This window comes from Glycomyces sp. NPDC046736 (genome assembly GCF_040645615.1).
In the GTDB taxonomy this organism is placed as follows: domain Bacteria; phylum Actinomycetota; class Actinomycetes; order Mycobacteriales; family Micromonosporaceae; genus Glycomyces.
In genome coordinates, this window is the sequence record NZ_JBEYYO010000015.1 from 117,556 (window position 1) to 142,656 (window position 25,101).

General features: G+C 67.9%; 25 protein-coding genes. 15 read left to right on the forward strand and 10 right to left on the reverse strand.

Annotation, left to right across the window (positions count from 1 at the left end; translation table 11 throughout):
• Positions 1–2,334: 2,334 nt before the first annotated feature.
• The 6 genes from AB0B28_RS15965 to AB0B28_RS15990 all read right to left on the reverse strand — a co-directional run bounded on the left by AB0B28_RS15965 (position 2,335) and on the right by AB0B28_RS15990 (position 5,390).
• Positions 2,335–2,784: a hypothetical protein gene (locus tag AB0B28_RS15965; protein WP_360121417.1), complete on the reverse strand. Its 450-nt coding sequence runs from the start codon at positions 2,782–2,784 to the stop codon at positions 2,335–2,337.
• Between the two features lie 4 nt (positions 2,785–2,788).
• Entirely contained in the window at positions 2,789–3,232 is a 444-nt protein-coding gene (locus tag AB0B28_RS15970) for a hypothetical protein (protein ID WP_360121419.1), read from the reverse strand.
• Positions 3,229–3,972 (reverse strand): hypothetical protein, encoded by a 744-nt coding sequence (locus AB0B28_RS15975; protein ID WP_360121421.1) that lies wholly within the window; start codon positions 3,970–3,972, stop codon positions 3,229–3,231. The genes AB0B28_RS15970 and AB0B28_RS15975 overlap by 4 nt, the downstream gene beginning before the upstream one ends.
• A gap of 2 nt (positions 3,973–3,974) precedes the next feature.
• Positions 3,975–4,235: a hypothetical protein gene (locus tag AB0B28_RS15980; RefSeq protein WP_360121422.1), complete on the reverse strand. Its 261-nt coding sequence runs from the start codon at positions 4,233–4,235 to the stop codon at positions 3,975–3,977.
• An 11-nt stretch (positions 4,236–4,246) separates the two neighbouring features.
• Entirely contained in the window at positions 4,247–4,501 is a 255-nt protein-coding gene (locus AB0B28_RS15985; RefSeq protein ID WP_360121424.1) for a hypothetical protein, read from the reverse strand.
• 109 nt (positions 4,502–4,610) lie between these two features.
• The gene (locus tag AB0B28_RS15990) at positions 4,611–5,390 is read right to left on the reverse strand and encodes a hypothetical protein (protein ID WP_360121426.1); all 780 of its coding nucleotides are present in this window, start codon (positions 5,388–5,390) and stop codon (positions 4,611–4,613) included.
• A 238-nt stretch (positions 5,391–5,628) separates the two neighbouring features.
• On the opposite strand from AB0B28_RS15990, the gene AB0B28_RS15995 reads away from it, so the two are divergent.
• Positions 5,629–5,904 (forward strand): hypothetical protein, encoded by a 276-nt coding sequence (locus tag AB0B28_RS15995; protein ID WP_360121428.1) that lies wholly within the window; start codon positions 5,629–5,631, stop codon positions 5,902–5,904.
• Between the two features lie 40 nt (positions 5,905–5,944).
• Here the strand turns inward: AB0B28_RS15995 and AB0B28_RS16000 are convergent, their stop codons facing one another.
• Positions 5,945–6,583, reverse strand: a complete 639-nt coding sequence (locus AB0B28_RS16000; RefSeq protein ID WP_360121429.1) for a hypothetical protein — start codon at positions 6,581–6,583, stop codon at positions 5,945–5,947.
• A gap of 1,579 nt (positions 6,584–8,162) precedes the next feature.
• On the opposite strand from AB0B28_RS16000, the gene AB0B28_RS16005 reads away from it, so the two are divergent.
• Positions 8,163–8,492: a hypothetical protein gene (locus AB0B28_RS16005; protein ID WP_360121431.1), complete on the forward strand. Its 330-nt coding sequence runs from the start codon at positions 8,163–8,165 to the stop codon at positions 8,490–8,492.
• Between the two features lie 305 nt (positions 8,493–8,797).
• On the opposite strand, the gene AB0B28_RS16010 is transcribed toward AB0B28_RS16005, so the two are convergent.
• Positions 8,798–10,183: an MFS transporter gene (locus tag AB0B28_RS16010; RefSeq protein ID WP_360121433.1), complete on the reverse strand. Its 1,386-nt coding sequence runs from the start codon at positions 10,181–10,183 to the stop codon at positions 8,798–8,800.
• 90 nt (positions 10,184–10,273) lie between these two features.
• Between AB0B28_RS16010 and AB0B28_RS16015 the strand changes: the two genes are divergently transcribed.
• Complete coding sequence (locus AB0B28_RS16015) at positions 10,274–10,918, forward strand: TetR family transcriptional regulator (RefSeq protein ID WP_360121435.1); 645 nt, start codon at positions 10,274–10,276, stop codon at positions 10,916–10,918.
• A gap of 7 nt (positions 10,919–10,925) precedes the next feature.
• Here AB0B28_RS16015 and arcA read toward each other — a convergent pair whose 3' ends face one another.
• Positions 10,926–12,200, reverse strand: coding sequence for an arginine deiminase (gene arcA / locus AB0B28_RS16020; RefSeq protein ID WP_360121437.1), 1,275 nt, complete (start codon positions 12,198–12,200; stop codon positions 10,926–10,928).
• Between the two features lie 16 nt (positions 12,201–12,216).
• Positions 12,217–13,647 carry a basic amino acid/polyamine antiporter gene (locus AB0B28_RS16025; protein ID WP_360121439.1) on the reverse strand — a complete coding sequence of 477 codons (1,431 nt, stop codon included), beginning with the start codon at positions 13,645–13,647 and terminating at the stop codon, positions 12,217–12,219.
• 235 nt (positions 13,648–13,882) lie between these two features.
• Here AB0B28_RS16025 and AB0B28_RS16030 point away from each other — a divergent pair, with 235 nt between their 5' ends.
• The 12 genes from AB0B28_RS16030 to AB0B28_RS16085 all read left to right on the forward strand — a co-directional run bounded on the left by AB0B28_RS16030 (position 13,883) and on the right by AB0B28_RS16085 (position 24,892).
• A complete protein-coding gene (locus tag AB0B28_RS16030) occupies positions 13,883–14,731 on the forward strand; it encodes a SoxR reducing system RseC family protein (RefSeq protein ID WP_360121441.1) in 849 nt (282 codons plus the stop codon).
• 118 nt (positions 14,732–14,849) lie between these two features.
• Positions 14,850–17,078 (forward strand): hypothetical protein, encoded by a 2,229-nt coding sequence (locus tag AB0B28_RS16035; RefSeq protein WP_360121443.1) that lies wholly within the window; start codon positions 14,850–14,852, stop codon positions 17,076–17,078.
• Positions 17,075–17,470, forward strand: coding sequence for an AraC family transcriptional regulator (locus AB0B28_RS16040; RefSeq protein WP_360121445.1), 396 nt, complete (start codon positions 17,075–17,077; stop codon positions 17,468–17,470). Before AB0B28_RS16035 ends, AB0B28_RS16040 begins: the two co-directional genes overlap by 4 nt.
• Positions 17,471–17,575: 105 nt before the next feature.
• The gene (locus AB0B28_RS16045) at positions 17,576–17,980 is read left to right on the forward strand and encodes a VOC family protein (RefSeq protein ID WP_360121447.1); all 405 of its coding nucleotides are present in this window, start codon (positions 17,576–17,578) and stop codon (positions 17,978–17,980) included.
• Positions 17,981–18,092: 112 nt separating this feature from the next.
• The gene (locus AB0B28_RS16050) at positions 18,093–19,442 is read left to right on the forward strand and encodes a glycosyl hydrolase family 28-related protein (protein ID WP_360121449.1); all 1,350 of its coding nucleotides are present in this window, start codon (positions 18,093–18,095) and stop codon (positions 19,440–19,442) included.
• A 65-nt stretch (positions 19,443–19,507) separates the two neighbouring features.
• Complete coding sequence (locus AB0B28_RS16055) at positions 19,508–19,954, forward strand: universal stress protein (protein ID WP_360121451.1); 447 nt, start codon at positions 19,508–19,510, stop codon at positions 19,952–19,954.
• A gap of 117 nt (positions 19,955–20,071) precedes the next feature.
• Entirely contained in the window at positions 20,072–20,641 is a 570-nt protein-coding gene (locus AB0B28_RS16060) for an ABATE domain-containing protein (RefSeq protein ID WP_360121453.1), read from the forward strand.
• 146 nt (positions 20,642–20,787) lie between these two features.
• A complete protein-coding gene (locus tag AB0B28_RS16065) occupies positions 20,788–21,240 on the forward strand; it encodes a VOC family protein (protein ID WP_360121455.1) in 453 nt (150 codons plus the stop codon).
• Between the two features lie 20 nt (positions 21,241–21,260).
• Positions 21,261–22,145, forward strand: a complete 885-nt coding sequence (locus AB0B28_RS16070) for a pyridoxamine 5'-phosphate oxidase family protein (protein ID WP_360121457.1) — start codon at positions 21,261–21,263, stop codon at positions 22,143–22,145.
• Between the two features lie 11 nt (positions 22,146–22,156).
• A complete protein-coding gene (locus AB0B28_RS16075; protein WP_360121459.1) occupies positions 22,157–22,354 on the forward strand; it encodes a ferredoxin in 198 nt (65 codons plus the stop codon).
• Positions 22,355–22,514: 160 nt separating this feature from the next.
• Positions 22,515–23,939 (forward strand): serine hydrolase domain-containing protein, encoded by a 1,425-nt coding sequence (locus AB0B28_RS16080; protein WP_360121461.1) that lies wholly within the window; start codon positions 22,515–22,517, stop codon positions 23,937–23,939.
• Positions 23,936–24,892 carry a histidine kinase gene (locus AB0B28_RS16085; protein WP_360121463.1) on the forward strand — a complete coding sequence of 319 codons (957 nt, stop codon included), beginning with the start codon at positions 23,936–23,938 and terminating at the stop codon, positions 24,890–24,892. Before AB0B28_RS16080 ends, AB0B28_RS16085 begins: the two co-directional genes overlap by 4 nt.
• Positions 24,893–25,101: the final 209 nt, after the last annotated feature.

A 25,101-nucleotide genomic window follows, 5' to 3' on the forward strand; every position in this document is an offset into this window, starting at 1 on the left:
CTGCGCGCCGTGTAGTGCCTGCGCGAAGCGGGCGGTGCGGGTGGCGGTGGCGGACCGGTCCGCCGATCGCCGCTGGGGGAAGGGGCGCGAGGTCGGTGCGGTCCGGTCCGTTGACTTGTGCGGTCGCGAGACGGGGCTCGGGACGGGGGTCGGGACAGGGCGCTGGGTCGGTGCGGCCCGGTTGGCGGACTCGCGTGGCCGCTCCGCCGACTCGCTCGGCGGGACGGTACTCGAGGTTGATGTGGTCCGGTCGGCCGACTTGCGTGGCCGCACCGCCGACTTGTGTGGCTGAGGGACGGGGCGCGAGGTCGGTGCGGCGGTCGCGGTCCGGTCCGCTGACTCGCTCGGCGGGACGGGACTTGGGAGCGGTGAGGTCCGGTCGGCCGACTCGCATGGCCGCACCGCCGACTTGCGCTGCCGCTCTGCCGATTCGCGCGGCCGGTCCGCTGACTTGCGTGGTTGCTCCGCCGATTCGCTCGGCGGGACGGGGCTTGGGGCCGGTGCGGCGAGGGTCGCTGACTCGCGCGGCCGCCCCGGCGATTCGCGCGGTTGCTCCGCCGATTCGCGCGGGCGCGGGACGGGGCTCGGGGTTGACGCGGCGAGGGCCGCCGCGTGGTTGGTGGGCTGGCCGAGTCGCGGCGAGGGCGCTTGTGGCGCGGGCTTCTTGAATGCCCGCTTCACGGTTCTTGCGAGGCGAGCGAGGCGGCCGATCACCGGTCCGCCTTCGGCGCCGAGGACCTGGCGGTCGATCGTGCTCGGGCAGGTTCGGTGTGCGGCGGCCAACTCGGCGGACTTGTCGATGAAGCGGTTCCAGGCGTCTTCCCGGAGCTTCCCGAAGTAGTGCGGCGCTTCGGGTTCGGGGGAGCGGGGGGTGCCGCCGGGGGTATCGGCCGAGCGGGAGTATCCGCGGAAGGAACCGGAGCCCGAGCCGGAGTCGAAGCCCGAGCCGGAACCGGAGCCGGAGTCGAAGCCCGAGCCGGAACCGGAGCCGGAGTCGAAGCCCGAGCCGGAACCGGAACCCGAGCCCGAACCGGAGCTGGAACCGGAGTCGAAGCCTGAGCCGGAATCGGGTCGGGGCCGGTTGGTTGGGCGATTGGACTCGCCGGACACCCTGGGGCCGTGAGCGTTGCCGGAGCCGGAACCCGCGCCCGAGCCGGAATCGTGGTTTCGGCTCCGGTCGCGGCGCCGATCGCGGAGCTGGCCACGGTCACGGTCCCGATCGCGGCGCTGGCCCCGGTCTTGGCCACGGCCTTGTTTGCGGTCTTGGTCGCTGGGCTGGCCCCGGTCCTGGTCGCGGCCTCGGTCATGGCCACGGTCGCGGTCTTGGTCGTCGTGCTGGTCCCGGCTCTGGTCGCGGTCCTGGTTGCGGTGCTGGTTGGTGCCGGTGCGGCGGTTGTGGAGGGCTTCGGCGCGGGCGGCCCATTCGGCTTTTTCGGGGTCGGCGTCGATTTCGCGCCGAGGGATGGGATCGGGGAGCTCGCCGCGCCGGTGGCGGCCGGTGCGTTTGTCGGGGAACCAGCCGGGGGAGCCGTACGGGCCGGGGTCGAGGACGTCGTAGGGACGGTCAGAGTCGATGATCCAGTCGTCGCCCGGCTTGTGGCGCAGGTGGTCTGGTTCGTAGCGCGGGTGGGACGGGTCGGACTCGGGTGCGTCGAGATCGCACTGGTCGGGATGGGTTTGGTACCGGTACGCGCCGGGTGTCATGGGGTCGGGGGAGTCGCGGGCAGGGTCGGAGGAAGAGCCGGGGGAGTCGAGAGAGCCCGAGGAGCCGGGGAAGTCCGGGGAGCCGGGGGCGGAGTGGGACGCGGAGGCGCTGGTCAGTTCGTTGGCTTGGGTTGCGCGCCTGCGAAGTCGCTCGGTCAGATCGACGATGCGGCTCGAAGAGCTACCAGTGGAGGCGCTTGCACGTTGAGCGGTGGAGTATGCGGCGGTGTCAGACTCGAAGTCCGCCGTGGATGTAGCGCGATTCTCAGGGGAATGGCTGTTTTCAGGTACGCCGGAATAGCGTATCGTCGGTGACGACACAGAAGTACTCCTTCTGGTGTTAAGCCGCCCGGTGGGATCGTGTTGGTAGCAAGAGGCCACCGGGCGGCGCTTAATTATTCTGACTTATCGAATGAATTCGATGAATTGCGGATGCGTCGTAAAAATCTCCGTTCGACACGTAACAAAAAGCCCCACTTGCGAAATCGAAGGCCTGTGTCCGATGATGACTCAGGAACCGCCCGCTGTCAACTTACGACGCACAGTGATCCACAACGCGTCCAAAAAGTAAGGGACCCAGGCCAAGGGCCTGGGTCCCTTACTTTGCCGCGATCAGCTGTCGCGGTTGTCCTACGGATCTTCGCCGCTCAGCCACTCGATCGCGAGGGATTGAGCGTCGGCGAGGTGCTGGTCAAGCTGGGCGTAGATCTCCGGGGACTTGTGAACGATCATGCGAAGCGACATGATTTGGAGTCGCAACTGCTCCTTAGGAGTGACCTCATCGAGCGATTGGTCATCATCGAAGATCGCGCGGATCAATATCTCCATCGCGATCGAGCGAACCGGCGGAGTGGCGCTGCGGTAAGCGAAGGCCATCTCATCAGCGAACTCCTTGATCGCGACCAGCCCGTGATCCTTGTCGAAGTACTCGCATGCGAGCTCCGAGAACGCCGCGGCAATGTACACCGCATACTCGCGCTGCTCGCTGTCCGCGACCTGCTCGATGAGCTCCCGGGCCTTCGCGCCCTCGCCGAAGGCGAGGGCCTTCACGACCGACTGGAAGAGCTCGTAATCGGCCATCCCGCTACTCGGCCTGAGCCCATTGCGCAGCAAGGCCTTCGGCATCGGCAAGGAACGGCGCCAGGTCGATCTGCATTTCAGGAGACTGAGCGACGATCTTCCGGATTGCCAGGAGTTGCGTGCGGTGCTGATCGGCCGGGGAGATTTCCTGGATGAGGTCCTCCTCGCCCATCATCGCCCGGATGATGCCCTCGATGACAAGCTGCTTGACCGGCGGTTCGGCATTCCGGTAGTCATACTGCATTTCGGTAGCGAACTGCTTGATCGCGGTGAAGCTCTGGTCATCTTTGAATCGGACCTCGAGGCACACGGCGAAGAAGGCCACGATGAACATGTTGTAGTGCGAGATCTCGGGCTCGGGGATCTGGTCGTAAAGTCGATTGGCCTCGTCGCTCTTGCCGAGCGCGGCCGCCCTCATCGTCTCGCGGAACAGCGGGTTAAGCGTCATGTCTTGGCTCTCCAGTCTTTCATTCTCCGTGCGATGACCTCGGTCACGAGTACGGCCACGACTACGAGGTTACCGACCGCGTTCTGGCCGTCGAAGTGTGTTTGAGGTAGTGCCGTGAAGGTTGCGGCGGGCTCGGCCGTTCCTACTACGGGGTAAGTCTCGGGCGGCTGGAAGGCTTCGGTCATCTCGGTCGTGGCAGGCTTCGTGAGTTCCTTGACCGCATCCGAATAATCCTGGGCGTTCCGAGCCACGTTCCGTGCGCCGCGACGGAACTTGCTCATCCCCTGGTCGGTGTTGGCGTTCTCGTGCTCCTTGTCGAGGAAGCCGAGCTTCGGGTCGATGCCCATCAGCTCTTCGCCGCTCGGCTTCGCGTCCTGCCTGAGCTGAGGCGGGATCGCGTCCAGGCCGACCGTTGGTGCGCCGTCCGCGTCCACCGAGGTGTGCGGCACGATCACGCCCGAGCCGGGCACGGCCGGACCCATATTCCCGTGCATCACTGACAGCATCACAAAATGAGCCTTCGCCAGTGTCCCTTCGAAACCCGCCCTGCTGGCTTCAGCCGCTTCGAGCTTGTTGGCGACCTCACTCACTTGCCTGGACTTGTCCTCGGCTCCGATTCCCTCCAGGGCACCGGCCATCGCCTCGGCCTGCCCTTTCGACGAATTAACCTTCCCGGCCAACTCGCTGGCATGCTGGCGCAACCCATCAATCGCCCCCGCAGCCTCGCTCGCACTGGACACGCCTACCCGCCCTTGACCGCGAGCATCATCGTCCTGGCCTCACCGAGCTGATGCTCCATACTCGCAAGAAACCCCGCCGCCTCGGTCTCCAACAACTGCACACAAGCCTGGGCGGCAGACGCCTTCGCGTCCGCCCCCAGCTCCTGCAACTGCCCCACCAGCCCGGCGACCTCAGCCCTTACGGCCTGCAACCGCGCCTGCAACTCAGCAGCGTCCCCGAGATTCGAGTCGATCGACCCGATCACGTCCTCAACGCTCGACACCGCCCGGGCCCTTAACCCTTGAGCGCCTGCGCCTGCGCCGCCAGGTTCTCCGCCGCATCCTTCGCGGCCTGCAACATCGCCCGCACCTGCTCGATCCCGTCCTTAACCGCCTGCGTCTGCGCGGTCTTGTCCTCGATCCCGAGCATCTGAAACTGCCCGGTCAACTCCTCCCCAGTCTGCACCGCAGCCGCCCCAGCAGCATCCGCCTGCGAAATCGCCTCCCCCACAGCGAGAATCGCATTCGAGAACTCATCAACATTCGCCACACCAAACCCCAATCCCTCACCCTGAAAGCCAACGCCCCGAACCGAACGCGACCCACAGTCACGCTACCCCAACCCAACCCCACCGTGGGCTCACCAAGAACCGCCGCTTTCAGTCCCCGGCGCGCCCGGCGCCGCTCCGTTTCCGTGCCGCCGTCCAGGCGACCTGGAGGACCACGGCGACGACCCCTGCTGCGATCGCGCCCGGCGCGAACACTTCGATGCCGATGAAGCCGGGCGGGTTGACGTCCGGGTCCTCACTGTGGAACAGCCACGGGCTGCCCGCCGCGAGGGCCGCGAACAGCAGCGCGACGAAACCGTATGCGACCCGACGGCCGGCTCGGCGCCATGCCGCGAGCACCACCAGCACGGCGGCCGCCGCGTAGAGCGCCGCGAGCGCGCCGACCGGCGATGCGGGATCGACGGTGCTGCTGATGTACATCGTGAGGACAAACAGCACCATCGCGAGGAGCACCAGCGCGCCCGCCTCGGCGAGGAACGAGTCAACTCCCGGTCGCGACGGTCTCCAGACCGCCAAGAGCAGCCAGCACGGCGGCATCGCCATGACGACGATGAAGATCGGGGTGAGGACGTGCTCGCTCCAGGCGAGGTCTGAACCGGTCCACATGTAGCCGAACCAGGCGTAGAAGGTGAGGAACCAGCAGATCGGCGCGAGGATCAAGGCGGTCCGCTTCAGGGCACGGCTTCCGGCGAGGAGGGCCGTGGCCACGGCCGACCAGAGGGCGGCGAAGTGCGCGATCAGGCTGATCGCCGAGTCCATCGTGCCGATGAAGTCGTTGAGGATTCCTGCCGTGACAAGCGCGATGGTGAGCGGTCCGGTTATCCAGGCGATGCGGTGGCCCACGCCCGAGGCCCTTGATGTGGTGGTCATGGGGCCAGTCTCCAATGCCGTCACCAGCCTCCGATCACCGAATCGGACACTGATTGTCGCTTTCCCACAACAGATTCCGGATCTGTGTCTGATTCGAACCGGATATTTTCTAGGGATCCTCCAACCGGCATGCGGTCGCGGGGGTGGGCATCGCTACTCCTAGTTTCGGCTGGCGATGTTCAACTTCTCACGGTACGTGAGCATCTGTGATCATGGCGTGCCATGAAAGGGTTCCAAGATGAATGAGCAAGCCGCGATCGACCGGGTCAGGGAGTATGCGCGCGAGAAGTATCCCGACTATCCGACCGCCGACCTGGTGGCGGAACGATTCGAAATCGGCTGGACGATCTTCCCCCGCCCCGCCTCGGGCGACATTGCCCCAGAAGACATCAGCACCATCCGAATCGGCCGAACGATCTTCCTCATCGGCGACTCGGGCACCATCATGGAAGCCTCCTCCAGCCTCCCCCCGGGCCAACCCGAAGCCGAGTTCGTCCGCCAGTACGGCCGATGAACTCAGACCGGCTTTGGGTTGTGCTGTGTCAGGTGTTCGGCTACCGGACTTCCAAGCCCGAGTACCGGGTTACCGCTTCCCGGAAGGCGTTCTTCGAGGGCCTGACCTTCGTGAAGTCGCACAATACGTATCCGCCGTCTCCCTTCGAGTACCGGTTCTGCGGCAGCTCCGGCAGGTACCCGCTGTCCGCCGGGAGTACCGCGATGAGCTCTCGCCGCTGGCTGTCCTGGTACAGGTCGGCGAAGTGGTCGACTCGGTCCCAGGCAATCCGCAGTTCACGAGGTTGCCGGTAGACCTGGCGGACCGTGAGGTGCCGGTCGGAGAGTTCGATCGTGAACGGTGCCTCCGACCGTTCCAGCAGGAACATCCCGGCCATGAGAAATGCGCCCATGACGATCCCGACGAAGACGCGATGGCCGCCATCCTCGAAGTCGTCCTCCGCCAGCAGCACCCACAGGAGTCCCAATGCGCCGAATCCGCCGTATAGGAGCGCGCCGATCTGCTCTCCCCGGCTGGTATGCCGTTCGCTAACGAAGGTCTGGACTCCTGAAGGGCCACTTCGGTTCTCATGGCGTTCTGAAGTCGAACTCAATCGGTACTGCTTGAAGGCGTACCAGGCGCCCGCCACGCCCGCGGCGACCCCGACCACTTGCAGGAACGCTTCGAAACCACCACTCATCCCCTGACGGTATAGGACGAATGCTATTGCGGCGTAACCCTAACCTCAATCCGTCTGTGGCCATTGTGGTTTGCGTTGTGGTCTGGGTTCTCCCGGTTTGTCATCGACCATATGAGGGGCTGCCGGACTGCGGTGTCGTCGCGGTGGGCGCCAAGTGGTCTCGCTCGCCTGGTGGCGGCCGCTTTACGCTCCTTTCTACGGCGGGTCGGTGGGGTGTGGGTCCTGGCTCCGTGCTTCCGTCTCCGCTGGTAGCGGCCATGCCGTGGTGGGTCTTTCCCATGTCATCAGAGATTCGAGACGTCTTGCGAAGTGCTTTTCTCCGCCCGCGCCCGATGGACCTGCGCCGGTGGCTTCCGCCTCAGGCCGACTCGGTCAGCCAGGCGCCGCAGCAGTGCGTCGCCGAGCCGCCTAGCGCAAGCGCGCCAACCAACACCGAACCAGCTGAGGCCCTGCGACGACGGCGGTATCAGAGATACGCGAGACCTACAGGGCCTCCGATCACCGCCACCGCGCCGCGTGGTCGGGGTCTGCGCTCGACCTTGGGGTGGGCGGTGGGTGAAGGTCAAAGGCGGCAGCGACGACGAGGCGGGTGGCTGGGCGGGGCCGGTTGGTGGCGTTCGGGTGTGTGGTGGGTGAAGGTCAAAGGCGGCAGCGACGACGAGCCGGGTGGTCGGTGGGGGTTGGTTGGTGGCGGCGGGGTCCGGATGTGCTTGCGGCGCTTGGGGTTCGGGCGTGAACGTGAGTGGTGTGTACCCCTGTGGGTGATGACAATACGTGTGGTGGGTGGGATGATTGGTGTACGTACAGGGACATGGTTTTCGTACGGGTGGCGTGTTGGGTGCAAGCAGACTAAGCCAAGCCTCTGGCCCGCTCGTCACTTCGGCGAAGATCGAGCCGACCATCTCGCGCTCCCGGACTTTCCGGGGGTGGGTCGTGTTCAATCCTTCGTATGATCGGGTTTGGGTCGCTTCCGGCAGCTTGTCTCAGAGCGGGACATGGGATCAGGGAGGGCCCGGAGATCACTTGGTCGGGATCACCCTGGCCAGGAGGCAGTGTCGTTGGAACGAGGCACACCGTATCGAGGCGGTTAGGACTGGCAAGGGAGCACGACACTCCCTCACCGGGTATCCACTCCCGGGCCAGACCACTCGAGACGACCACGACGATGCCACGGGCAGTTGCTACGGCCTTGCCACAGAGACAAGGACACCGCAACACCCCACGCACGCCGTGCACCGGCCCACACCGAAAGGCGAGGGCCACCGAAGGCATGGGCACGAAACCGACAGGTCAGGGCCTGAGGAAGTGTGGGCGCGACGCCGGAAGGCCGAAGGTCCGACTCGGCATGGCTTGACACCGCGAAGGTGAAAAGCCGAAACGGCATGGGCGCAAGGCCGGAAGGCCGAGGGCCTGACGCAGGATGGGCCAGGGCCGAAAGGCACCGGGCCCGAGGAAGTGTGGGCGCGACGCCGAAAGGCCGAGGGCCGAGGCAGCATGGCCTCGAAAAGCGAAGGCCACCACCGGTCAAACCCGGCATCACGAACCCGGGTCACGAGGAAGCGGAAGGAGGTGAACACCGATGCAGCACACCACGACCATCAGCATGTCCGACACGGCCACCCACCAGGGAACCGCGACCGGCACTTCCACCATGCCCACCGCCACCCCGACCGCAACCGACACGGCAACGGCAACCGACACGGTCATCCTGCCCGCCACCGCCACCGCCACCGCCATCCTGACCGCCGCCGCCGGGCAAACCCTCACCGGCACCAGCCAGGCCACGGCAACCCACCCCGACCACACCCCCACCAGCCACCGTCGCCGCCAGCCCGAACCCCAAACCGATCGGGCCCGGCAACGACAACAACCCGCACCAACCCCTCACCCCGTTGTCGCCGCCGCCTGAACCCAGCCCCGATCGGGCCTAGCCACGACAAACAGCCCGCACCGCCCTCCACCTCTTCGTCGCTGCCGCCTGAACACCGACTCAAACCGGCCCGGCCCCGAGAACGGCCCGCACAACCCCTCACCCCGTTGTCGCCGCCGCCCGAACCCAGCCCCACACCGACCGGGGCTCGATCGGCTGCCGTCAGCGGGTGAGGCGGACCGTGTCGACGCCCTTGTCAGTGTCTGCCATTCCGGGGTTCTACCATGCGCGGCAACAGGAACGAACCCGGTTTCCCCACCGCAACACGGGAAAACCGGGTTCGTTCAGGCGGCTGGGATGAGTTCTCGGTTGGATTTCTTGGTAGTCGGGGTCAGGAGCGGGATCAGACCCAGGAACCCGATTGCGGCGGCTGCGATGAGGACCAGGCGCATGCCGTCGAGGGAGTAGCCCGACAGGCCCCATCCGAGCGTCGCCAGCGACGGGGCCGCAGCGATCGCGGTCTGGCGGAACAGGCTCATCGCGCCTGACGCGGTGGCGGCGAGGCGCTCTGGAGTCGCTTCCAACGTCATCGCGGTCTGCGCGCCGCCGAACAGGCCGACGCCGACACCGACGAGGCCAATGCGCCACAACAAATCAAACATCGTCCACTCAGGATTGAGTGGCAGCAGGTTCACAGTCGCCAAGGCGATGAACGCCAGGCCAACAAAGGTGGTGCGGGCCGCACCCCAGCGGTCGGTGAGCCATCCGGCGACGAAACTCGTCGCGGCGGTGGTGGCGGCCATGACCATCGTCGGAATCCCTAGCTTCGCAGCAGGAAGCGCGAGCTCCCGGGCCAAGAAGAACGGCACCAGCATGAGCAGCGTGCCCTGCACCGCCGTCTGCGCCCACAACGCCCACAGCGAACCCCGCGCGGCCTTGATGCGCATCATCTGGCGGACCTCAGCACCCGAACCGGTCCGCAGGCACTTCACGAACCCGACCACGCCCAAGAGCGCCAAGGCAAGCCAGGCCGGGTGGAGCTCGACGGCGAGCGTCAAAGCAATGAGCAGGGGAGTGAAGGCGATGAGCAGGTATACGGTCTCGACCAGCGTGCTCTTCGATGGTCCGCGCAGCGGCAGCGTGCGTGGCATGCGCCGTCCGAGGACGAGCACCGCGACGGCGACCGGGAGGTTCAGCAGAAACGCTGCGCGCCAACCGAACTGCTCGGCCAAGAGTCCACCCAAGAGCGGCCCGGTGATCCCGCCGATCGGGCCGAGCGCGAACACCAGGCCCATCGCGCGTCCCCGCAGCGCGGGGGCCACGGCCTCGGCGGCGATGAGCGGCATGAGCACGAACGTGATCGCGGCGAACGCGCCTTGCAGGACGCGTCCGGTGATGAGCCATTCGACTCCCGGCGCGGCGGCGACGAGTACGCCGGTCGCGGCGAATCCGGCCACCGACATGAGGAGCGCGGGGCGTCTCCCGACTCGTCCGAGCCAGCCGCCGACGGGGATGACCAGCGCGATCGCCGGGAGGGTGAAGCCGAGCATCGCCCATTGGGCGATCGCGGGGGTGGTCTGGAGGTCGTCGGTGATGACGGGCATGACCGTGGCGACGGTGAAGGCGTCGAGCTGGACCATGAACAGGATCAGACCGGCGGCGACGACGATCGACCAGCGGTTCGCCGGGGATGCTGTGTCGCTGCGGCTGTTGTGAGCGGGGCGGTTCACGGGAATCTCCTCCTTCAGTAACTTCACATGATGTGCACTTAGTAAACTACACAACATGAGAAGTTTCAATGAGGATGTCGAGGTGACGCCGTGAGTCCCGCCACCGCTCCGCAGAACTCGCGCGGTCGCCGCACTCGCAGCGCTCTTCTGGCCGCCATCGCCGAGATCGTGGAGAACGAAGGCTTCGCGGGGCTGACCATGAACGCCGTGGCCGACCGCGCGGGGGTCTCGCGCCGGGCCGTATACCTGCACTTCGCCTCGCGCGCCGAGCTGATCCCGGCGCTCCACGACTATGTGATCGAGGAGCAGGGCCTGGAGGAGTCGCTCGAACGCGTATGGGCTAGAGACGATCCGGTCGAGGCGCTCGAGGAGTGGGCGGCGCATCTGGCGCGGGTGCACCTTCAAGTACTGGCGGTGGACCGGGCGGTGCGATACACCCGTCATGCAGATCCGGACGTGGAGGCCTACCGCCGCAACGTCTCCGGGCGGCAGCTGGAGAGCTGTCGCGCCATCGTCGAGGGCTTGTCCGAAGCCGGTCTTCTCGATCCTCATTGGACAGTAGATCGGGCTGTCGAGATGCTCTGGGCGCTGATCTCCACCGACCTGTTCGAGGCCCTGCACCAGGAGGCCGAGTGGGACGCCGAGGCGGTCCGCGAGCACTTCGCGTTCCTGCTGCGCCGAACGTTCGTCAGCGCTGCTCGACAATCGGCCGATCCGCAGGCCGAGGCGCAGTAGTCCCTACCTAGAAATCCACGGCGTCGCGGATGATCGGGCAGGTCATGCAGTGTCCGCCGCCGCGTCCGCGTCCGAGTTCAGCGCCGACGATGGTGATGACCTCGATCCCGGCCTTGCGGAGCATGGTGTTGGTCTGGGTGTTGCGGTCGTAGGTCATGACCACGCCCGGCTCCAGGGCCACGGCGTTGTTGCCCGAGTCCCATTGCTGCCGTTCGGAGGCGTACTCGTCGCCGCCGGTCTCGATCACCCGCAGCGCGGGCAGGCCCAAGGCTTCGGCCACGACGTCCACAAAGGGCGCAGACCCGTGATCGGTCAGGGCCAGGCGTGGCTCGCGGTCGGCGGGGCGGAGCGTGAACGTGCGCACCGCGTCCATGATCTTGGGGTACAACGTGACCACGTCGCGGTCGGCGAACGTGAACACCGTGTCCAGGTGCATCGCCGCCCGCAGCTTCGGCATGCCCGCCACGATCACCCGCTCGGCCGCGCCTCGGTCGAACAAAGCGCGCGCGACCTGCGTGATCGCCTGCCGCGAGGTGCGCTCGCTCATCCCCATGAGCACCACGCCGTTGCCCACGGGCATGATGTCGCCGCCCTCGAACGTGGCCTGCCCCCAGTGCTCGTCCGGGTCGCCCCACCACACGTTCGCGCCCGTGTACTCGGGGTGGAAGGTGTAGATCGCCTTCATCAGGAGCGTCTCGTCGTGCCGCGCGGGCCAGAACAGCGGATTCAACGTGAGCCCGCCGTAGAGCCAGCACGTGGTGTCCCTGGTGTACAACGTGTTCGGCAGCGGAGGCATCAAATACTCCCGAGCCCCGGTCGACTCGCGAGCGAGTTCGATATAGGACGGACGCAGGTCCTCCGGAAGCTCCGTAGTAGACAGTCCGCCGATGAGGTGCTCGGTCAGCTCTGCCGGGCTCAGTGATTCGAGGTACTCCCGGGTGGGGTCGATGAGGCCCAGGCCCACCTCGTTCGCGGTGATCTTGCGGTCCAACAGCCACGACCGGGCCGCCGGATCGGACATCGTGGCCGCCAAGAGATCGTGCAGCTCGACCACTTCAATGCCTCTGGTGCGCATCTTGTTCACGAAGTCCGCGTGGTCCCGCTGCGCGTTCTCGACCCACATCACGTCGTCGAACAGCAGCCCCTCGGCGTTCGTGGGCGTCAGGCGCCGATGCGCCAGTCCCGGCCTGCACACCAGGACCTTCCGCAGCCGCCCCACCTCCGAGTGCACGCCGTACGCGCTCGCCTCGGACTGCCCCGCAGTAGTCCCCGCATCGGTCATCGTGCTCCCCCAACTCTCAGATGCTGATCCACCCGGCCACCAGGGCGGCCACGCCGATCGCGGCCCCGATGATCGAGACCGCCAGCAGCACCGCCTCTCGCGGACTGAACAGGCGACGGCCCTGCTCCCGGCGGGCCATGACGAACAGGATCGTGGCCGGCGCGTACACGATGAGCGACACCAGCACGAACTTCAGACCGGCCGCGAACAGCAGGAACGCCGTGTAGACGGTGGCGATCACCGCGATCGTCAATTCGGCTCGGGACCCGCGAGGGACCCCGCCGTGGCCCGAGGCGACCTTGATCGCGAACAAGGCCGCGAGCAGGAACGGGATGAGCGTCAAGGCACTGGTGAGGTCGAGCGCGAAGTTGAACGCGTCAGAGGAGAAATAGGTGACGACCAAGAACAGCTGGCTGAGCGCGGTGGTGAGGATCAAGGCCGGGACCGGTACGTCGCCCTTCGCGGCCCGCCCCAAGAACCGCGGCATGTCCTTGTCCTTCGCGGCCACGAACAGCACCTCGGCGGCCATGAGCGTCCACGCCAGGTACGCGCCGAGCACCGACACGATCAGCCCGACGCTGACGAACACCATCCCCCAGGTGCCGACCGCGTGCTCCAGGACCCCGGCCATCGACGGCTGCCGCAGCTCGGCGATCTGGTCCATCGGCATGACCCCGTAGGACACGATCGTCACCGAAGCGAAGATCGCGAACACCGACAGGAAACCGGTGACGGTCGCCCGGCCCACGTCCTCGCGCCGCCGCGCGTGCCGCGAGTAGACGCTCGCGCCCTCGACCCCGAGGAACACGAACACCGTGACCAGCATGGTGCCGCGGATCTGGCTGAACAGCGAGCCCGCGTAGTCGTCGCCGCCCCAATTCTCGGCGAACACGGCCGGGTCGAGCAGGAACAGCGCCAGGAGGATGAACACGCCGATGGGGATCAGCTTGGCGACCGTGACGATCCGGTTGATCGCCGCCGCCTCCTTGACGCCCTGCCGGATGAGGAGGAAGAACCCCCACAGCCCGGCCGAGGAGAGCACGATCGCCAGGACCGTGTCGCCCGCGCCGAGCGCGGGGATCAGGGCCCCGGCGGTGGACATGATGAGGACCCAGTACGTCACGTTGCCCACGCACGCGGACGCCCAGTACCCGAACGCGGAGAAGAACCCGGGGTATTCGCCGAACCCGGCCTTCGCGTATGCGTATACGCCTGCGTCCAGGTCGGGGCGGCGCAGCGCGAGGCGCTGGAACACGAACGCGAGCATGAGCATGCCCGTGCCCGCGATCGCCCACGAGATGAGCGCGCCCGCGACGCCGGTCTCCTGGGCGAAGCGGCCCGGCAGCGAGAACACGCCCGCGCCGACCATGGAGCCGACCACCATCGAGGTGAGCGTCCAATAGGCCAGCTTCGCGGCGGGCGGTGTCTCGGTCGCGGCCTCGGCCATCGGCGTCCTCGCAGGTCAGGGCCGCAAGCCGGTGCGGCGTTCGGGCACTGGAGGCCTGAATATAACGCCGCCTCAGGTCCCTGAGCCCCGTTTCGCCCCACACGGGCACACTCCCGCGCCCCACGAATCGCCTCCTGTCACCATGGGCGATGGCCGATTCATGACCGATCCGGGATCGGCCCGGCGAGCATCGCCCCGGTGCGGCCGCAGCGGCCGAAACGCGAGAGGAGACCTCATGTACGAGACGCAGGCGGGACCGGACCCGGTCGTCGGCCAAGCGGCCTGGCAGGCGAAACTCGGCACCTGGCGGGAGGTCTACCTCCCGAGGCAGCTGCCGGTCAAGAAGATCGGCGTCGCGTACATCGTCCCCTTGATCATGCTCGGCCTCGTGCTCGCGCTGTTCGCCGCAACCGGCTTGCTTTCGACCTCGTTCGGGGTGATCTTCGTGGCCTTCTTCGTCGGGGTCCTGGTCATCGCCCTGATCCGGCTCCTGCGCGCCTCCAAGGCCGGGCAGAGCACCGCCCAACTGCACCTGTTCGACGATGGCCTCGTGGTCCGCACCCACGAAGGCGCGGCGCTGGCGTACCGGTGGGACGACACCGAGCTGCTGCGGCGCGGGATCGACCACCGCAGCGTCGCCGGGAGTGTCCACACGTATACGTACACGTTGCTGCGCCGCGGCCTGCCCGTGGTGATCCTCGGCGACCGGGGCGACGACCCGCTGGCGATGCTGGCCAACAACGTCGACTTCAACGCCCCTGGCGGGATCGTGCGCACCGCGTCGTTCATGTACCCCGAGGTGTGGGGCGCGGCGATCGAGGATCGCATCACGCGGACCCGCCTCCCGCAGGCCGAGGCCGCGCTGGCTGCGGGGAACACCGTCCCGTTCGGGCCGGTCGCGGTCGGCCCGCAGGGCGCGGTGATCAACGGTAAGCAGGTTCCGTGGAACCAGCTCTCGAAGGTGAAGGTCCACGACGGGACGATCACCGTCAAGTCCGAAGGGAAGCTCATGGGCGCGGCGGTGCCGGTCAGCCACGTGCCGAACTTCCGGGTCTTCCTGGCTTTGGTCGACCGGCCGCGATGAGGGCCACCACGGGTGGTGTCAGGCGCTTACGATGGGTGTCGTTGCCGCACAGTTCGACTGAGTCGAGCACTCGACCGGGGGTCAGCCGAAGCCGGACCGCACAGGCAAGGACCCCGCCATGCAGTCGACCATCGTCACCGCCCCTACCGCCGAGCGCGCGTTCGCGGCCTTCGCCGCCGAGCGTTACACCGAGATCGAGGCCTACCTGGCCGCCCGGCTCGATCTCGACTGCCCGCCGCGGGTCGTCAAGGACTGCATCGACTGGAACGGGCACCTCATCAAGTCCCGGTTCGATCCGGACGGGGAGCGCTCGCCCGAGCATTCGGGGATCGTGACCTACACCGAGAACGGGTTCGCCGCGCACCTCAAGGCCGTGTTCGCCGCGGCGGCCGGGTCCCTTTCGGACGATGTGGACCGGGCGTTGCTGTGTCTGTGGGCCCGGCAGTGCTTCCGCAAGGCCTGGCAGCACACGTACCGGTTCAACCGGTTGCGGCTCACGCAGACCGCGTTCGCCTCGGCGGCCCGCGGCGCGTGGGGGATCGGGCCCGAGCGGCGGCGCGGCGACCCGTTCCTCTCGTTCGTCCTGCGCTACCTCGACTTGCTCGACCTGGAGATCTTCGCCGAGGACCAGTTGCACACCGGGTCGCTGCCCCTCCAGAAGGCCGCCGTCGAGGCAGTCCTGGTCCAGTGCGCCGACCTCACCGCTTCGGCTGCGGCCCTTGAGGACCGGACCGGCCTGGAGCGGGCGGTCGTGGCGCATGTCGAGACGCAGACGGCTTCGCGGAACCGGTACAACCACGCGCTGCTGGCGTCCAACCAGGGCGTCCAGGCCGCCACCGAAGGGGACTGGCCCGCCGTCGCGGCCGCGATCAAGACGATCGCGCGGGCCGCCCGGGCCACCCCGCCGGACGCGTTCACCGAGCTGAGCGAGATCGGGGCGCTTGGCCAGTCGCTGCAACGGTTCGAGGAGCACCGGAGGGTCCCGTGGCTGTGCATCGACCGGGGCCGGATCGCTTATCTGTACCCGTTCGGGATCACCGGGATCCCGTACGCGGACTTGGTGAACCGCCTGAGGGAGCACTGCGACTCGGGGCAGGTGCGGCCCGTGGCCTTCCACGAGCACTTCACCGCGCACTCGGACATCTGGCACCCGCACGCCCGCCAGGACCAGCGCTTCGACGGGATCGAGTTGAGCCTCCCGGAGGTCACGCTGACGGTAGGGGAGAAGGTGGAGCGGCTTCAGGCCTCGGTGCGGTTCACCTCGCTTGGCATGCACTGCTTGCGGTTCGAGCGGCCGGTGCTCGGCGTGCGCCCGCACGAGCTCAACGCGATCCTGCTGCGGGGGCTGCGCGAACACGGCACCGTCCAGGTCACTTGCGAGGGGACCGCGCCGACGTGGAAGCGGCTCTCGCGCCTGGCCCGGACGATCCTCAACGTCGACCTGCCTGAGCGCCTTGCCGCCGAGGAACCTGTGACGATCCATCGTGGACGCTCGCATGTGCTGCTGCGCGTCCAGCACGCCAGCGAATACCAGCCCGGCCGGGCAGGGAAGTCCGCGCCGGTCCGCGACGGCCAGCGGCTCCTCGACCTGTTCGGCGCGTCCGGCCTGCTCAACGCCGCTCCCGCCACCAAGGAATCCGCAGGCGACTGGGCGCGGCTGTCCGGGCGCCGCCGCAAAGTCATGCGCGGCTTGCGCAACGAAGGCGACGTGCTCATCTCCACCGAGAACACCACCGTGATCGCCTCCCTCGACACCCCCAGCAACCTCTCGGCCGAACTGGAGGCCCTCGCCGACCTCACCGCGTGCATCGGCGGCGCTTTGGGTGCGTGGAACCAGCAGCTCGACGACTATCAGGCCATGAACACCGCGATCATCGACGCCTACCAGGACCCGGGGCAGAAGCGCCGCGACCTCATCGCGAAGCTCCGCGCCCAGCGCACGCACCTCACGCGCTTCGAGAACGAGACCCGCCGCGTCATCTCGGTGCTCTACTCTCCGAACCTCCTGCGCTCCTCGGCGCACGCGGCCGTGCTGCGGCGTCTGATGGAGAACAGCGGCCTCGACCAGCAGCTCCAGGAGTTCCGCGAGCGCCTCACCGAGGTCGCCGCCGACCAGACCGAGGCGAACCTCCAACGTTGGGAGACCGAACGCAAGCAGCATTCGCGCGAAGCGGTCACGATCGCGCTCTCGGCGCTGGGCATCTGCGCCGCGTTCCAGATCTGGCAGGCCGCGAACGTCCTCAACGACATGGTGTGGGCGGTGGCCACCGCCGTCGTAGCCTTGGGGGCGATGGGCTACATGAGCAGGCGATACCTCTTCTGGTTCCGGCGAGGCCGAGCCAGGTGAACGGGGCCGAGGACCAGAACCGGCGGCTCCTGCGCGCCCGGGACGCGATCGACCGCGACTTCGCCAGGCCGCTCGACGTGCCCGCGCTGGCGCGCGTCGCGCTCATGTCCCCCGCGCACTTCAGCCGGCGCTTTCGCGACACGTTCGGCGAGACCCCGCACCGCTACCTGCAACGACGCCGCATCGAACGCGCCTGCGCGCTGCTGCGCGACACTTCGACGACCGTGACCGAGGTGGCGCTCGCGGTCGGGTTCGACAGCCTGGGGACGTTCAGCCGCACGTTCACCGCGATCATCGGCCGCTCGCCCACGAAGTATCGGTCCGACGCGGTGCCGCTGCCCGCGCCGGTGTGCGTGGTCAAGGACTGGACCCGGCCTGCGAGCCTGCGCTGATCCAATAGGATATATCCTATAGGATATACGATCACTGGCCCGAGGTCGGAGAGAAGCGCAGTTTCGGATAAGCCCCAGGCCCGGTCGCGGCCATAGGCTGAAGTCATGTTCACAGGCATCAGCATCCACACCGTGTTCGTCCTCGACCAGGAGGAGGCCGTCGACTTCTACGTCGGGAAACTCGGCCTCGAGATCGTCGAGGACGTCGACCTCGGCTTCATGCGGTGGCTCACCGTCGCCGCACCCGGCGACCCCGGGCACCGCCTCCACCTCGAAGTACCCGGCCCGCCCTCGCACAGCGACGAGACCGCCGCGCAGGTCCGCGACCTGCTCACCAAGGGCGCGCTCGGCGCCACGATCCTCACCACCGACGACTGCCGAGGCACCTTCAAACGCCTCAGTGACCTCGGCGTCGAGTTCACCGAGGAACCCGTCGAGCAGCCCTACGGCGTCGACTGCGCGCTGCGCGACCCCTTCGGCAACCACATCCGCATCACCCAACCGGCCTGAACCCCGCCGGAGGGCGGGCCCGGGCCCGCCCTCCGACCGGGCACGACTCCCGTAACGTGTTGTGCGGCAAGCGAAACCCCTCGCCTCTGCCTCGCACAAGGGAGAACCCCGAATGTCCGAAACGCACCAGCGCACCTTCACCCGGCGGGCCTTCGGCCTCGGCGCCGCAGGCGGCGGCACCCTCGCCTTCATGGGAACGCCCGCGCAGGCCCAGGAGGCCGCCGACAACACCGACCCGGCCGAGTACATCGCCGACGTCAAGGCCTTCGGCGCGGTCGGCGACGGCGTCACCGACGACTCCGACGCGATCCGCGCCGCAGTCGCGTCCGCGCTCACCGGCAGGCGCAGCGGCATCGTCCGCAAAGAGGTCTTCTTCCCGCCCGGCGACTACCGGATCACCAAGGCCGACACGCTCATGTGGTCGCCCACCACCGGCCAGGCCGACCAGGTCTTCGGCCTGCGCTTCCGCGGATCGGGCCCCCGCGTCACCAACATCAAGTTCGACACCTCGTGGGGCGCGAACGCCGACCCCAGGCGCAACAACCTCATCACCGCCGCGGTCCGCCTGCGCTACACCTACTTCGAGGGCATGAGCTTCACCTCGACCAACGCGGCCAACAACTTCGCGTACTACTGGTCGGTCGACGCCCTCGACGGCGACTCGATCTACCCCGAGTACGGCAACGGCCAGAACCAGTACTTCGTGTACCGCGACATCGAGTGGAAGGGCTCCTGGAACCGCGTCATCGGCATCGACGGTGACAAGGAGGCCAACAACAACTCAGAGCACCACTTCATCATGTGCTCGACCGACACCGTCTCGCGCTACACCGACGCGTTCCTCAACTGCGGGGTCACCAACCCCGCCGGGCACAAGCAGCAGGACCAGTTCCTCAACTTCTACGTCGAGTCGTGCAACTTCGCCCTGGCGGGGGGCGACTTCTTCAAGTTCAACCGGGGCGGCTCGATCAACGTCTACGGCGGCTCCTGGTCGATGGTCGGCACCGACGCGGCCAGGTACTTCGTGCTGCCCTACACCGCAGACGGCGACACGACGGCCGCGCGGCTCAACGTCAACGGGGTCCGGTTCGAACCGAAGAAGAGCCCCGACCAGAAGGTCATCGACTGCGGCTGGAACCGCGGCACCGTCACGTTCACCTCGTGCTCGGACATCGCCGCGATCCAGGACCAGGCCGCGTTCTACAACACGCACCGCTACAGCGGCCAGGCCGGACGCATCCCGATCGTGCGCTACCAGGACTGCGTGCTGGGCGGCTACCACCTTGTCGACACCGCCGGGACCTCGATCGAGAACGGCAAGATGATCTACGAGGGCTCCCGGTTCCACCACTCCAGCACCGCCGTGGGCACCGCGGGCAGCACCGCGTTCCTGCGCTACGCGTCCGCTCCGGCGAAGTACGCGTTCCGCGACAGCTGGAACGTGGCCGACGCCTCGGGCTGAGCGCGGTTCGAAACCTCGCGTCCGGGTACTCACGGGGCCACAACCGCACGAGAGAGGTGGGCGAAATGGACGTGTCACAGCAGGCTTCCGAGCGGATCGTGGTGGGCATCGACGGCTCGGCCGCATCCAGCCGGGCCCTGGCCTGGGCGCTGCGGCAGGCGGCCCTGACCGGCGGCACCGTCGAGGCCGTGCAGGCCTGGGAGGTCCCGGCCGCGTACGGCACCGGCATGATGGTCATCCCCAATGCCGACGAGTTCGAGGCCGCCGCGAAGGACACCCTGGCGCGCACGGTCGACCAGGTCGCGGGCAACGACCCCGGCGTCCCGGTCGAACAGCACGTCGTCGCCGGCCACCCCGCGAAGGCCCTCATCGGCGCCGCCGAAGGCGCCGCGCTCCTGGTCGTCGGCAGCAGAGGCCACGGCGGCTTCGTGGGCACCCTCGTCGGCTCGGTGAGCCAATACTGCGTCTCCCACGCGACCTGCCCGGTAGTGGTCGTCCGCGAAGACGACTAGCGGCGGCGGGGCCGTCCGGTTCACGCCCGGAGGGGAACGGCCTCCCCCTCGCAGGTGAGGTCCCACCGCCGATTCCGCGGCTTTCCAGGGGCCCTGAACTGCTGTTACTGTTGGGCGATGCCTGCCTCACCACCCGATGAGTCCGTGCCAGTGCGGCTGATGAACACCGTCTGGGCCGACCGCTCGGGCCGCTACGACGACCTCGCCGACGTGGACGACCTCCGCGCCTGGCTCGCGGCGAACGGCGCGCCCGCCGAGGCGGTGGACGAGGCCCACCTCGCGCGGTTCCGCACCCTGCGGGACGCGCTGCGGCGACTGGCCGCGTTCCGCACCGGCGACGACCGCGAGCGGGCCGCCTCGCCCACTGTCGATGTGGCGCAGGCGATCTCGGACGTGAACGAGGCGGCGGCGCTGGCGCCCGCGGGGGACTTGCTGGACGTGGCCGGCGGGGAGCTGCGGCTGAAGGCGGCCGAGGGCGACGCGGTGAACCGGCGGCTCTCGGTGATCGCGGCGCAGTCGATCGAGTTCCTCGCCGGCCCTGAGGGTTCGAGGTTGCGGGCGTGTCTGGCGCCGGTGTGCGTCCTGTACTTCACGAAGGACCACCCTCGGCGCGAGTGGTGCTCGCCGGGCTGCGGGAACCGGGCCCGGGTGGCGCGGCATTACGCGCGGCACAAGGAGGAACGCTGATATTCCCTGTCGGGCGGTCGGATGTATCACCGAAAATCTAATGACTTCTGGCCTTGTCGACGTTAGTTGTGCTTGCTAACGTGTTGCTAACGGAATAACCGTTAGCAACTGTCGGGCGCTGCCCGACGCGACATCGGAGGTCCACTATGGGCTACGCACCGCTCCCGAACGGCCACGTCGGCCTCAACGTCACCGATCTTGAGCGCTCGCTCGCGTTCTACCGCAAGGTCTTCGACCTCAAGACGTTCGTCGAGAGCGACGAGGACGGGAAGCGGTTCGCACTGCTCGGCGTCGGCGACGACCTCACCATCACCCTCTGGGAGCAGAGTGAAGGGGAGTTCTCCCCCAAGGCCCCTGGCCTGCACCACCTCTCGTTCCAGGCCCCCGACATCGAGACCGTCCAAGCGGCCGAGGCCGTGCTGCGCGAGCTTGGCGCGACGATCTTCCACGACGGCATCGTGCCCCACGGCGAAGGCGGCTCCTCCGGCGGTGTGTTCTTCGCCGACCCCGACGGGATCCGCCTGGAGATCTACGCGCCCTCGGGCGCCGACACCGCCCCGGCCCCCACCAAGGGCGCCCCCACCTGCGGTTTCTTCTAAACCATCCTGATAGGAGTGCCATGTTCCACCGAGGCGAACGCGACGTACAGCTCAAGGCGGGGTTCGACATCGACTCCTGGGGCTCCCCCGGCGTCGACGCGGCCGTGCCCGCCGTCGCCGCCACATTCCTTGCGCAGCAACGTCTCGTAGTCTTCGGTGCCGACGACGAGGACGGCGCGGTCTGGGCCACCGCCCTCTCCGGGCCCGCCGGCTTCGTCACCGCAGCGGACGAGCGCACCCTGCTCACCGACCGCGTCCCCGACGAGGGCGACCCCCTCGCCGGGCGCTTCGCGGACCGCCGCGACCTCGGGATGCTCGCCATCGAACCGGCCACCCGCAGAAGGATGCGCGTCAACGGCCGCGCCCGCGACACCGGTGCGGGCCTGGAGATCCACACCGAGCAGGTCTACGCGAACTGCCCGAAGTACCTCCAGACCCGCACCGTCGAGGACGCGCCCGAGACCACGCCCCGACACGTCCACAAAGGCCGGACACTCACCGCGGGCCAGCGCCGCTGGATCGCCGAAGCCGACACGTTCTTCGTCGCCACCCGAGCCCAAGGCCTGGGCGCCGACGTCTCCCACCGCGGCGGCAACCCCGGATTCGTCGCCGTACAAGAAGACTCGACGCTCACCTGGCCCGACTACAACGGCAACGCCATGTTCATGACCCTCGGCAACCTCGAACTCGACCCCCGCTGCGGCCTGCTGTTCCTCGACTGGGACACCGGAGCGGCCCTCCACCTCACCGGAACGGCCCGCACCGACTGGGACCCGGCCCGCACCGAACCCTTCCCCGGGGCGCTGCGCGTCATCGACTTCCAAGTCGAACAAGCCGTCCAGATCGACGGCGCCCACGCCCTGCGCTGGTCCTTCAAGCAGTACTCCAAGTTCAACCCCGCCTGAAAAGAGCTCCCGTGAAAGTCTTCGTCGACACCGACCGCTGCACCCTCAGCGCCCAATGCGTCTTCACCGCAGAAGAAGTCTTCGCCCTCAACGAAGACGACGAACTCGTCTACGACCCCACCCCCGACGAACAATGGCGCACCGACATCGAAACCGCCGCCAAAACCTGCCCGGTCCAAGCGATCTTCCTCGACGGCGACCGCCCCTGAAACGCCACCGAACCGCCCCCGACCAGCGGGCCCTGGGCATTTCGACCAGGGCCCGCAACCCCCACCTATAACTTTCGTCAGGGGTCGCTCTCGACATCAGACCGATGTCGGCCCCCACCGATCTCAATAGTGTTCACAGGGACCAGAACGGAGCCCCCTGATGAACACCAGACGCAAAGCCACCATCGCCACCGCCGCAGCCATCGCGGCGATCGCACTCGCCACACCACCCGCCAACGCCGCCGAACCGAACGCCACCGCGATCGACGACTACCTCACCGAACTCGTCGACACCACCGGCGTCCCCGGCCTCGCCGCCACCGTCACCCACGGCGACCAGGTCATCCACGCCGCCGGCTACGGCCACGACACCAACGGCGACCCCATCACCGAGCACACCCCCATGCGCGTCGCCTCGGTCTCCAAGGCCTTCACCTCCACCGCCGTCATGATCCTGGCCGAAGAAGGCCGCATCGCCCTCGACGACACCGTCGCCTCCCAACTCCCCGAATTCGACATGCAAGACCCCCGCGCCGACCACATCACGGTCCGCCAACTCCTCAACCAGACCTCCGGCTTCAGCGACACCACCATCGACGTCGTCGAACTCGAAACCGCCACCTCCCTCCAGGACTACGTCACCAGACTCGGAGACGACACCCTCGCCACCGACCCCGGCACCGACTGGGCCTACTGCAACGCCAACCACAACGTCGCCGCCCGCCTCGTCGAAGTCGCCAGCGGCCAGCCCTTCGCCGACTTCATGCAAGAACGCGTCTTCAACCCCCTCGCCATGACCGACAGCGCCACCAACGACCACACCATCACCCCCGCCCTCGGCCACAACTCCCTCTTCGGCCTCTGGATCCCCCGCGAAGAAGCCCCCGGATTCCTCACCGACTCAGGCAGCGGCGGCATCATCTCCAGCGCCGCCGACATGGCCCAATGGCTCATCACCCAAAACGGCCAAGGCGAACAACTCCTCACCCCCGAAACACTCCAAGCCCTCCACACCCCCTCCCCCGTCCAGGACTACGCCCTCGGCTGGGACGTCCAACCCGACGGCACCCTCGTCCACTCCGGCAACCTCATGACCTACAACGCCGTCCAATGGATCGACCCCGCCACCGGATACGGCATCGCCGTCCTCACCACCGGCGCAGGCCTCGCCGACGTCACCTACGCCGCCCTCGACGGCCTCACCGCCATCCTCGACGGCGAGACCCCCGAAACCCCCACCAACCCCCGCGGCACCTTCGAACTCGCCCTCGCCGCAGTCGCCCTGGCCGCCATCGCCCTCGCCGCCCTCGGCATCACCCGCTCCCGCCGCTGGGCCCGCAAACACACCACCCTCCGCGCCCCCGCCACCTGGCTCCGCCTGACCTGGCTGCTCATCCCCGCCGCCGCCTTCGCCGCCTACCCCGCAGGGGTCTCCCTGATCTCCGGCGGCCGCACCATCACCTGGCCCTCGGTCTGGTACTTCGCCCTGCCGTTCACCCTCACCCTGCTCATCACCGGCCTCGCCGGTGTCGCGGTCCTGGTCGCCCGGGTGTGGCGACTGCGCTCGATAGGCTCGGCGTCATGAGGTACGGGGCGGCGCTGGCCGCGATCGCTCTGACGGCAGTGGTGAACGGGATCGACACTGAGCTGCTCGCACTGTGGCGCCAGCTGGCGTTCCTCGGCCTGGCCGCGCTCGCGTACCTGCACGGCCGCCGCCTCGATTTCCGGTGGGGCGCACAGGTCCTGCTGGTGATCGCGGCATTGACCGCCTTGATCGCGGTGGTCGACCTCGGCGAGGCGGTGAGCGCCACCGGGGTGCTCCTGTGCTTCGTCATGCTGCCCTGGTTCATCGGCCGCTACCGCCGCCAGCAGGTGGCGCTGATCCGGGCGGGGGAGGAACGGGTCGCGAGGCTCGAACGCGAACGCACCCTGGTCGCCGACCGAGCCCAGGCGGATGAGCGGGCGAGGATCGCGGCCGACCTGCACGACTCGGTCGGCCACGACCTGGCCCTGATCGCCTTGCGAGCCGGAGCCCTCGAACTGTCCCCGGGCCTCCAAGCCTCGGAGCGCGAGGCCGTGGCCGCATTGCGCGCCAACGCGGTCGAGGCCACCGACCGCCTCCGCCAGGCCTTGGGCCTGCTCCGCGAGGGCGCGGCCCCGATCCACCCGGCGGACGAACCGGTCGAGGCCCTGGTGGAGCGCGCGGCCGAAGCGGGCCTCGACGTGGTCTTCACCTCTGCTGCGGAACCGTTGGAGCCCATGCTCGACCAGGCCGTGTACCGCATAGTCCAGGAATCGTTGACCAACGCCGCGAAGCACGCTCCAGGCGGCACCGTGTCGATCCGAATCGAATTGGAGGAAGACCTGATCCACATCACGGCCACCAATCCCACCGACCCGGCTTCCCCACAGGGCAACGGCTCAGGCCTGCCCGCCCTCGCCGAGCGAGTCCGCCTCCTCGGAGGCACCTTCACCGCCGGCTCCCAGTCCGACCTCTTCGTCCTGCACGCCACGATGCCCAAAGGAGGTACCGAATGACCTGACCGCGACTCGGGGACGCCCAAAGTCGCACCACCGAACCGCACCGCCTGAGTCCTCCGACCAGGCGCTGCCGACCAACGACATCAATCAAGGTGGGGGGTGAGGGGAGGGCGATGCGAAACCCGTCCACCCCGGAATCGGCGATCCAGTCGGCGTAGACGTCGATCCAGCCGTCCACGACCTCGGGCCGCTCGGTCCACACGTCG

Excerpts from the sequence above, each read along its gene's own strand:
- AB0B28_RS15965 (WP_360121417.1), bottom strand. The coding sequence starts at position 2,784 with ATGGCCGATTACGAGCTCTTCCAGTCGGTCGTGAAGGCCCTCGCCTTC.
- AB0B28_RS15970 (WP_360121419.1), bottom strand. The coding sequence starts at position 3,232 with ATGACGCTTAACCCGCTGTTCCGCGAGACGATGAGGGCGGCCGCGCTC.
- AB0B28_RS15990 (WP_360121426.1), bottom strand. The coding sequence starts at position 5,390 with ATGACCACCACATCAAGGGCCTCGGGCGTGGGCCACCGCATCGCCTGG.
- AB0B28_RS15995 (WP_360121428.1), top strand. The coding sequence starts at position 5,629 with ATGAATGAGCAAGCCGCGATCGACCGGGTCAGGGAGTATGCGCGCGAG.
- AB0B28_RS16000 (WP_360121429.1), bottom strand. The coding sequence starts at position 6,583 with ATGAGTGGTGGTTTCGAAGCGTTCCTGCAAGTGGTCGGGGTCGCCGCG.
- AB0B28_RS16005 (WP_360121431.1), top strand. The coding sequence starts at position 8,163 with ATGCAGCACACCACGACCATCAGCATGTCCGACACGGCCACCCACCAG.
- arcA (WP_360121437.1), bottom strand. The coding sequence starts at position 12,200 with ATGACCGATGCGGGGACTACTGCGGGGCAGTCCGAGGCGAGCGCGTAC.
- AB0B28_RS16025 (WP_360121439.1), bottom strand. The coding sequence starts at position 13,647 with ATGGCCGAGGCCGCGACCGAGACACCGCCCGCCGCGAAGCTGGCCTAT.
- AB0B28_RS16030 (WP_360121441.1), top strand. The coding sequence starts at position 13,883 with ATGTACGAGACGCAGGCGGGACCGGACCCGGTCGTCGGCCAAGCGGCC.
- AB0B28_RS16035 (WP_360121443.1), top strand. The coding sequence starts at position 14,850 with ATGCAGTCGACCATCGTCACCGCCCCTACCGCCGAGCGCGCGTTCGCG.
- AB0B28_RS16045 (WP_360121447.1), top strand. The coding sequence starts at position 17,576 with ATGTTCACAGGCATCAGCATCCACACCGTGTTCGTCCTCGACCAGGAG.
- AB0B28_RS16050 (WP_360121449.1), top strand. The coding sequence starts at position 18,093 with ATGTCCGAAACGCACCAGCGCACCTTCACCCGGCGGGCCTTCGGCCTC.
- AB0B28_RS16055 (WP_360121451.1), top strand. The coding sequence starts at position 19,508 with ATGGACGTGTCACAGCAGGCTTCCGAGCGGATCGTGGTGGGCATCGAC.
- AB0B28_RS16060 (WP_360121453.1), top strand. The coding sequence starts at position 20,072 with ATGCCTGCCTCACCACCCGATGAGTCCGTGCCAGTGCGGCTGATGAAC.
- AB0B28_RS16065 (WP_360121455.1), top strand. The coding sequence starts at position 20,788 with ATGGGCTACGCACCGCTCCCGAACGGCCACGTCGGCCTCAACGTCACC.
- AB0B28_RS16070 (WP_360121457.1), top strand. The coding sequence starts at position 21,261 with ATGTTCCACCGAGGCGAACGCGACGTACAGCTCAAGGCGGGGTTCGAC.
- AB0B28_RS16080 (WP_360121461.1), top strand. The coding sequence starts at position 22,515 with ATGAACACCAGACGCAAAGCCACCATCGCCACCGCCGCAGCCATCGCG.
- AB0B28_RS16085 (WP_360121463.1), top strand. The coding sequence starts at position 23,936 with ATGAGGTACGGGGCGGCGCTGGCCGCGATCGCTCTGACGGCAGTGGTG.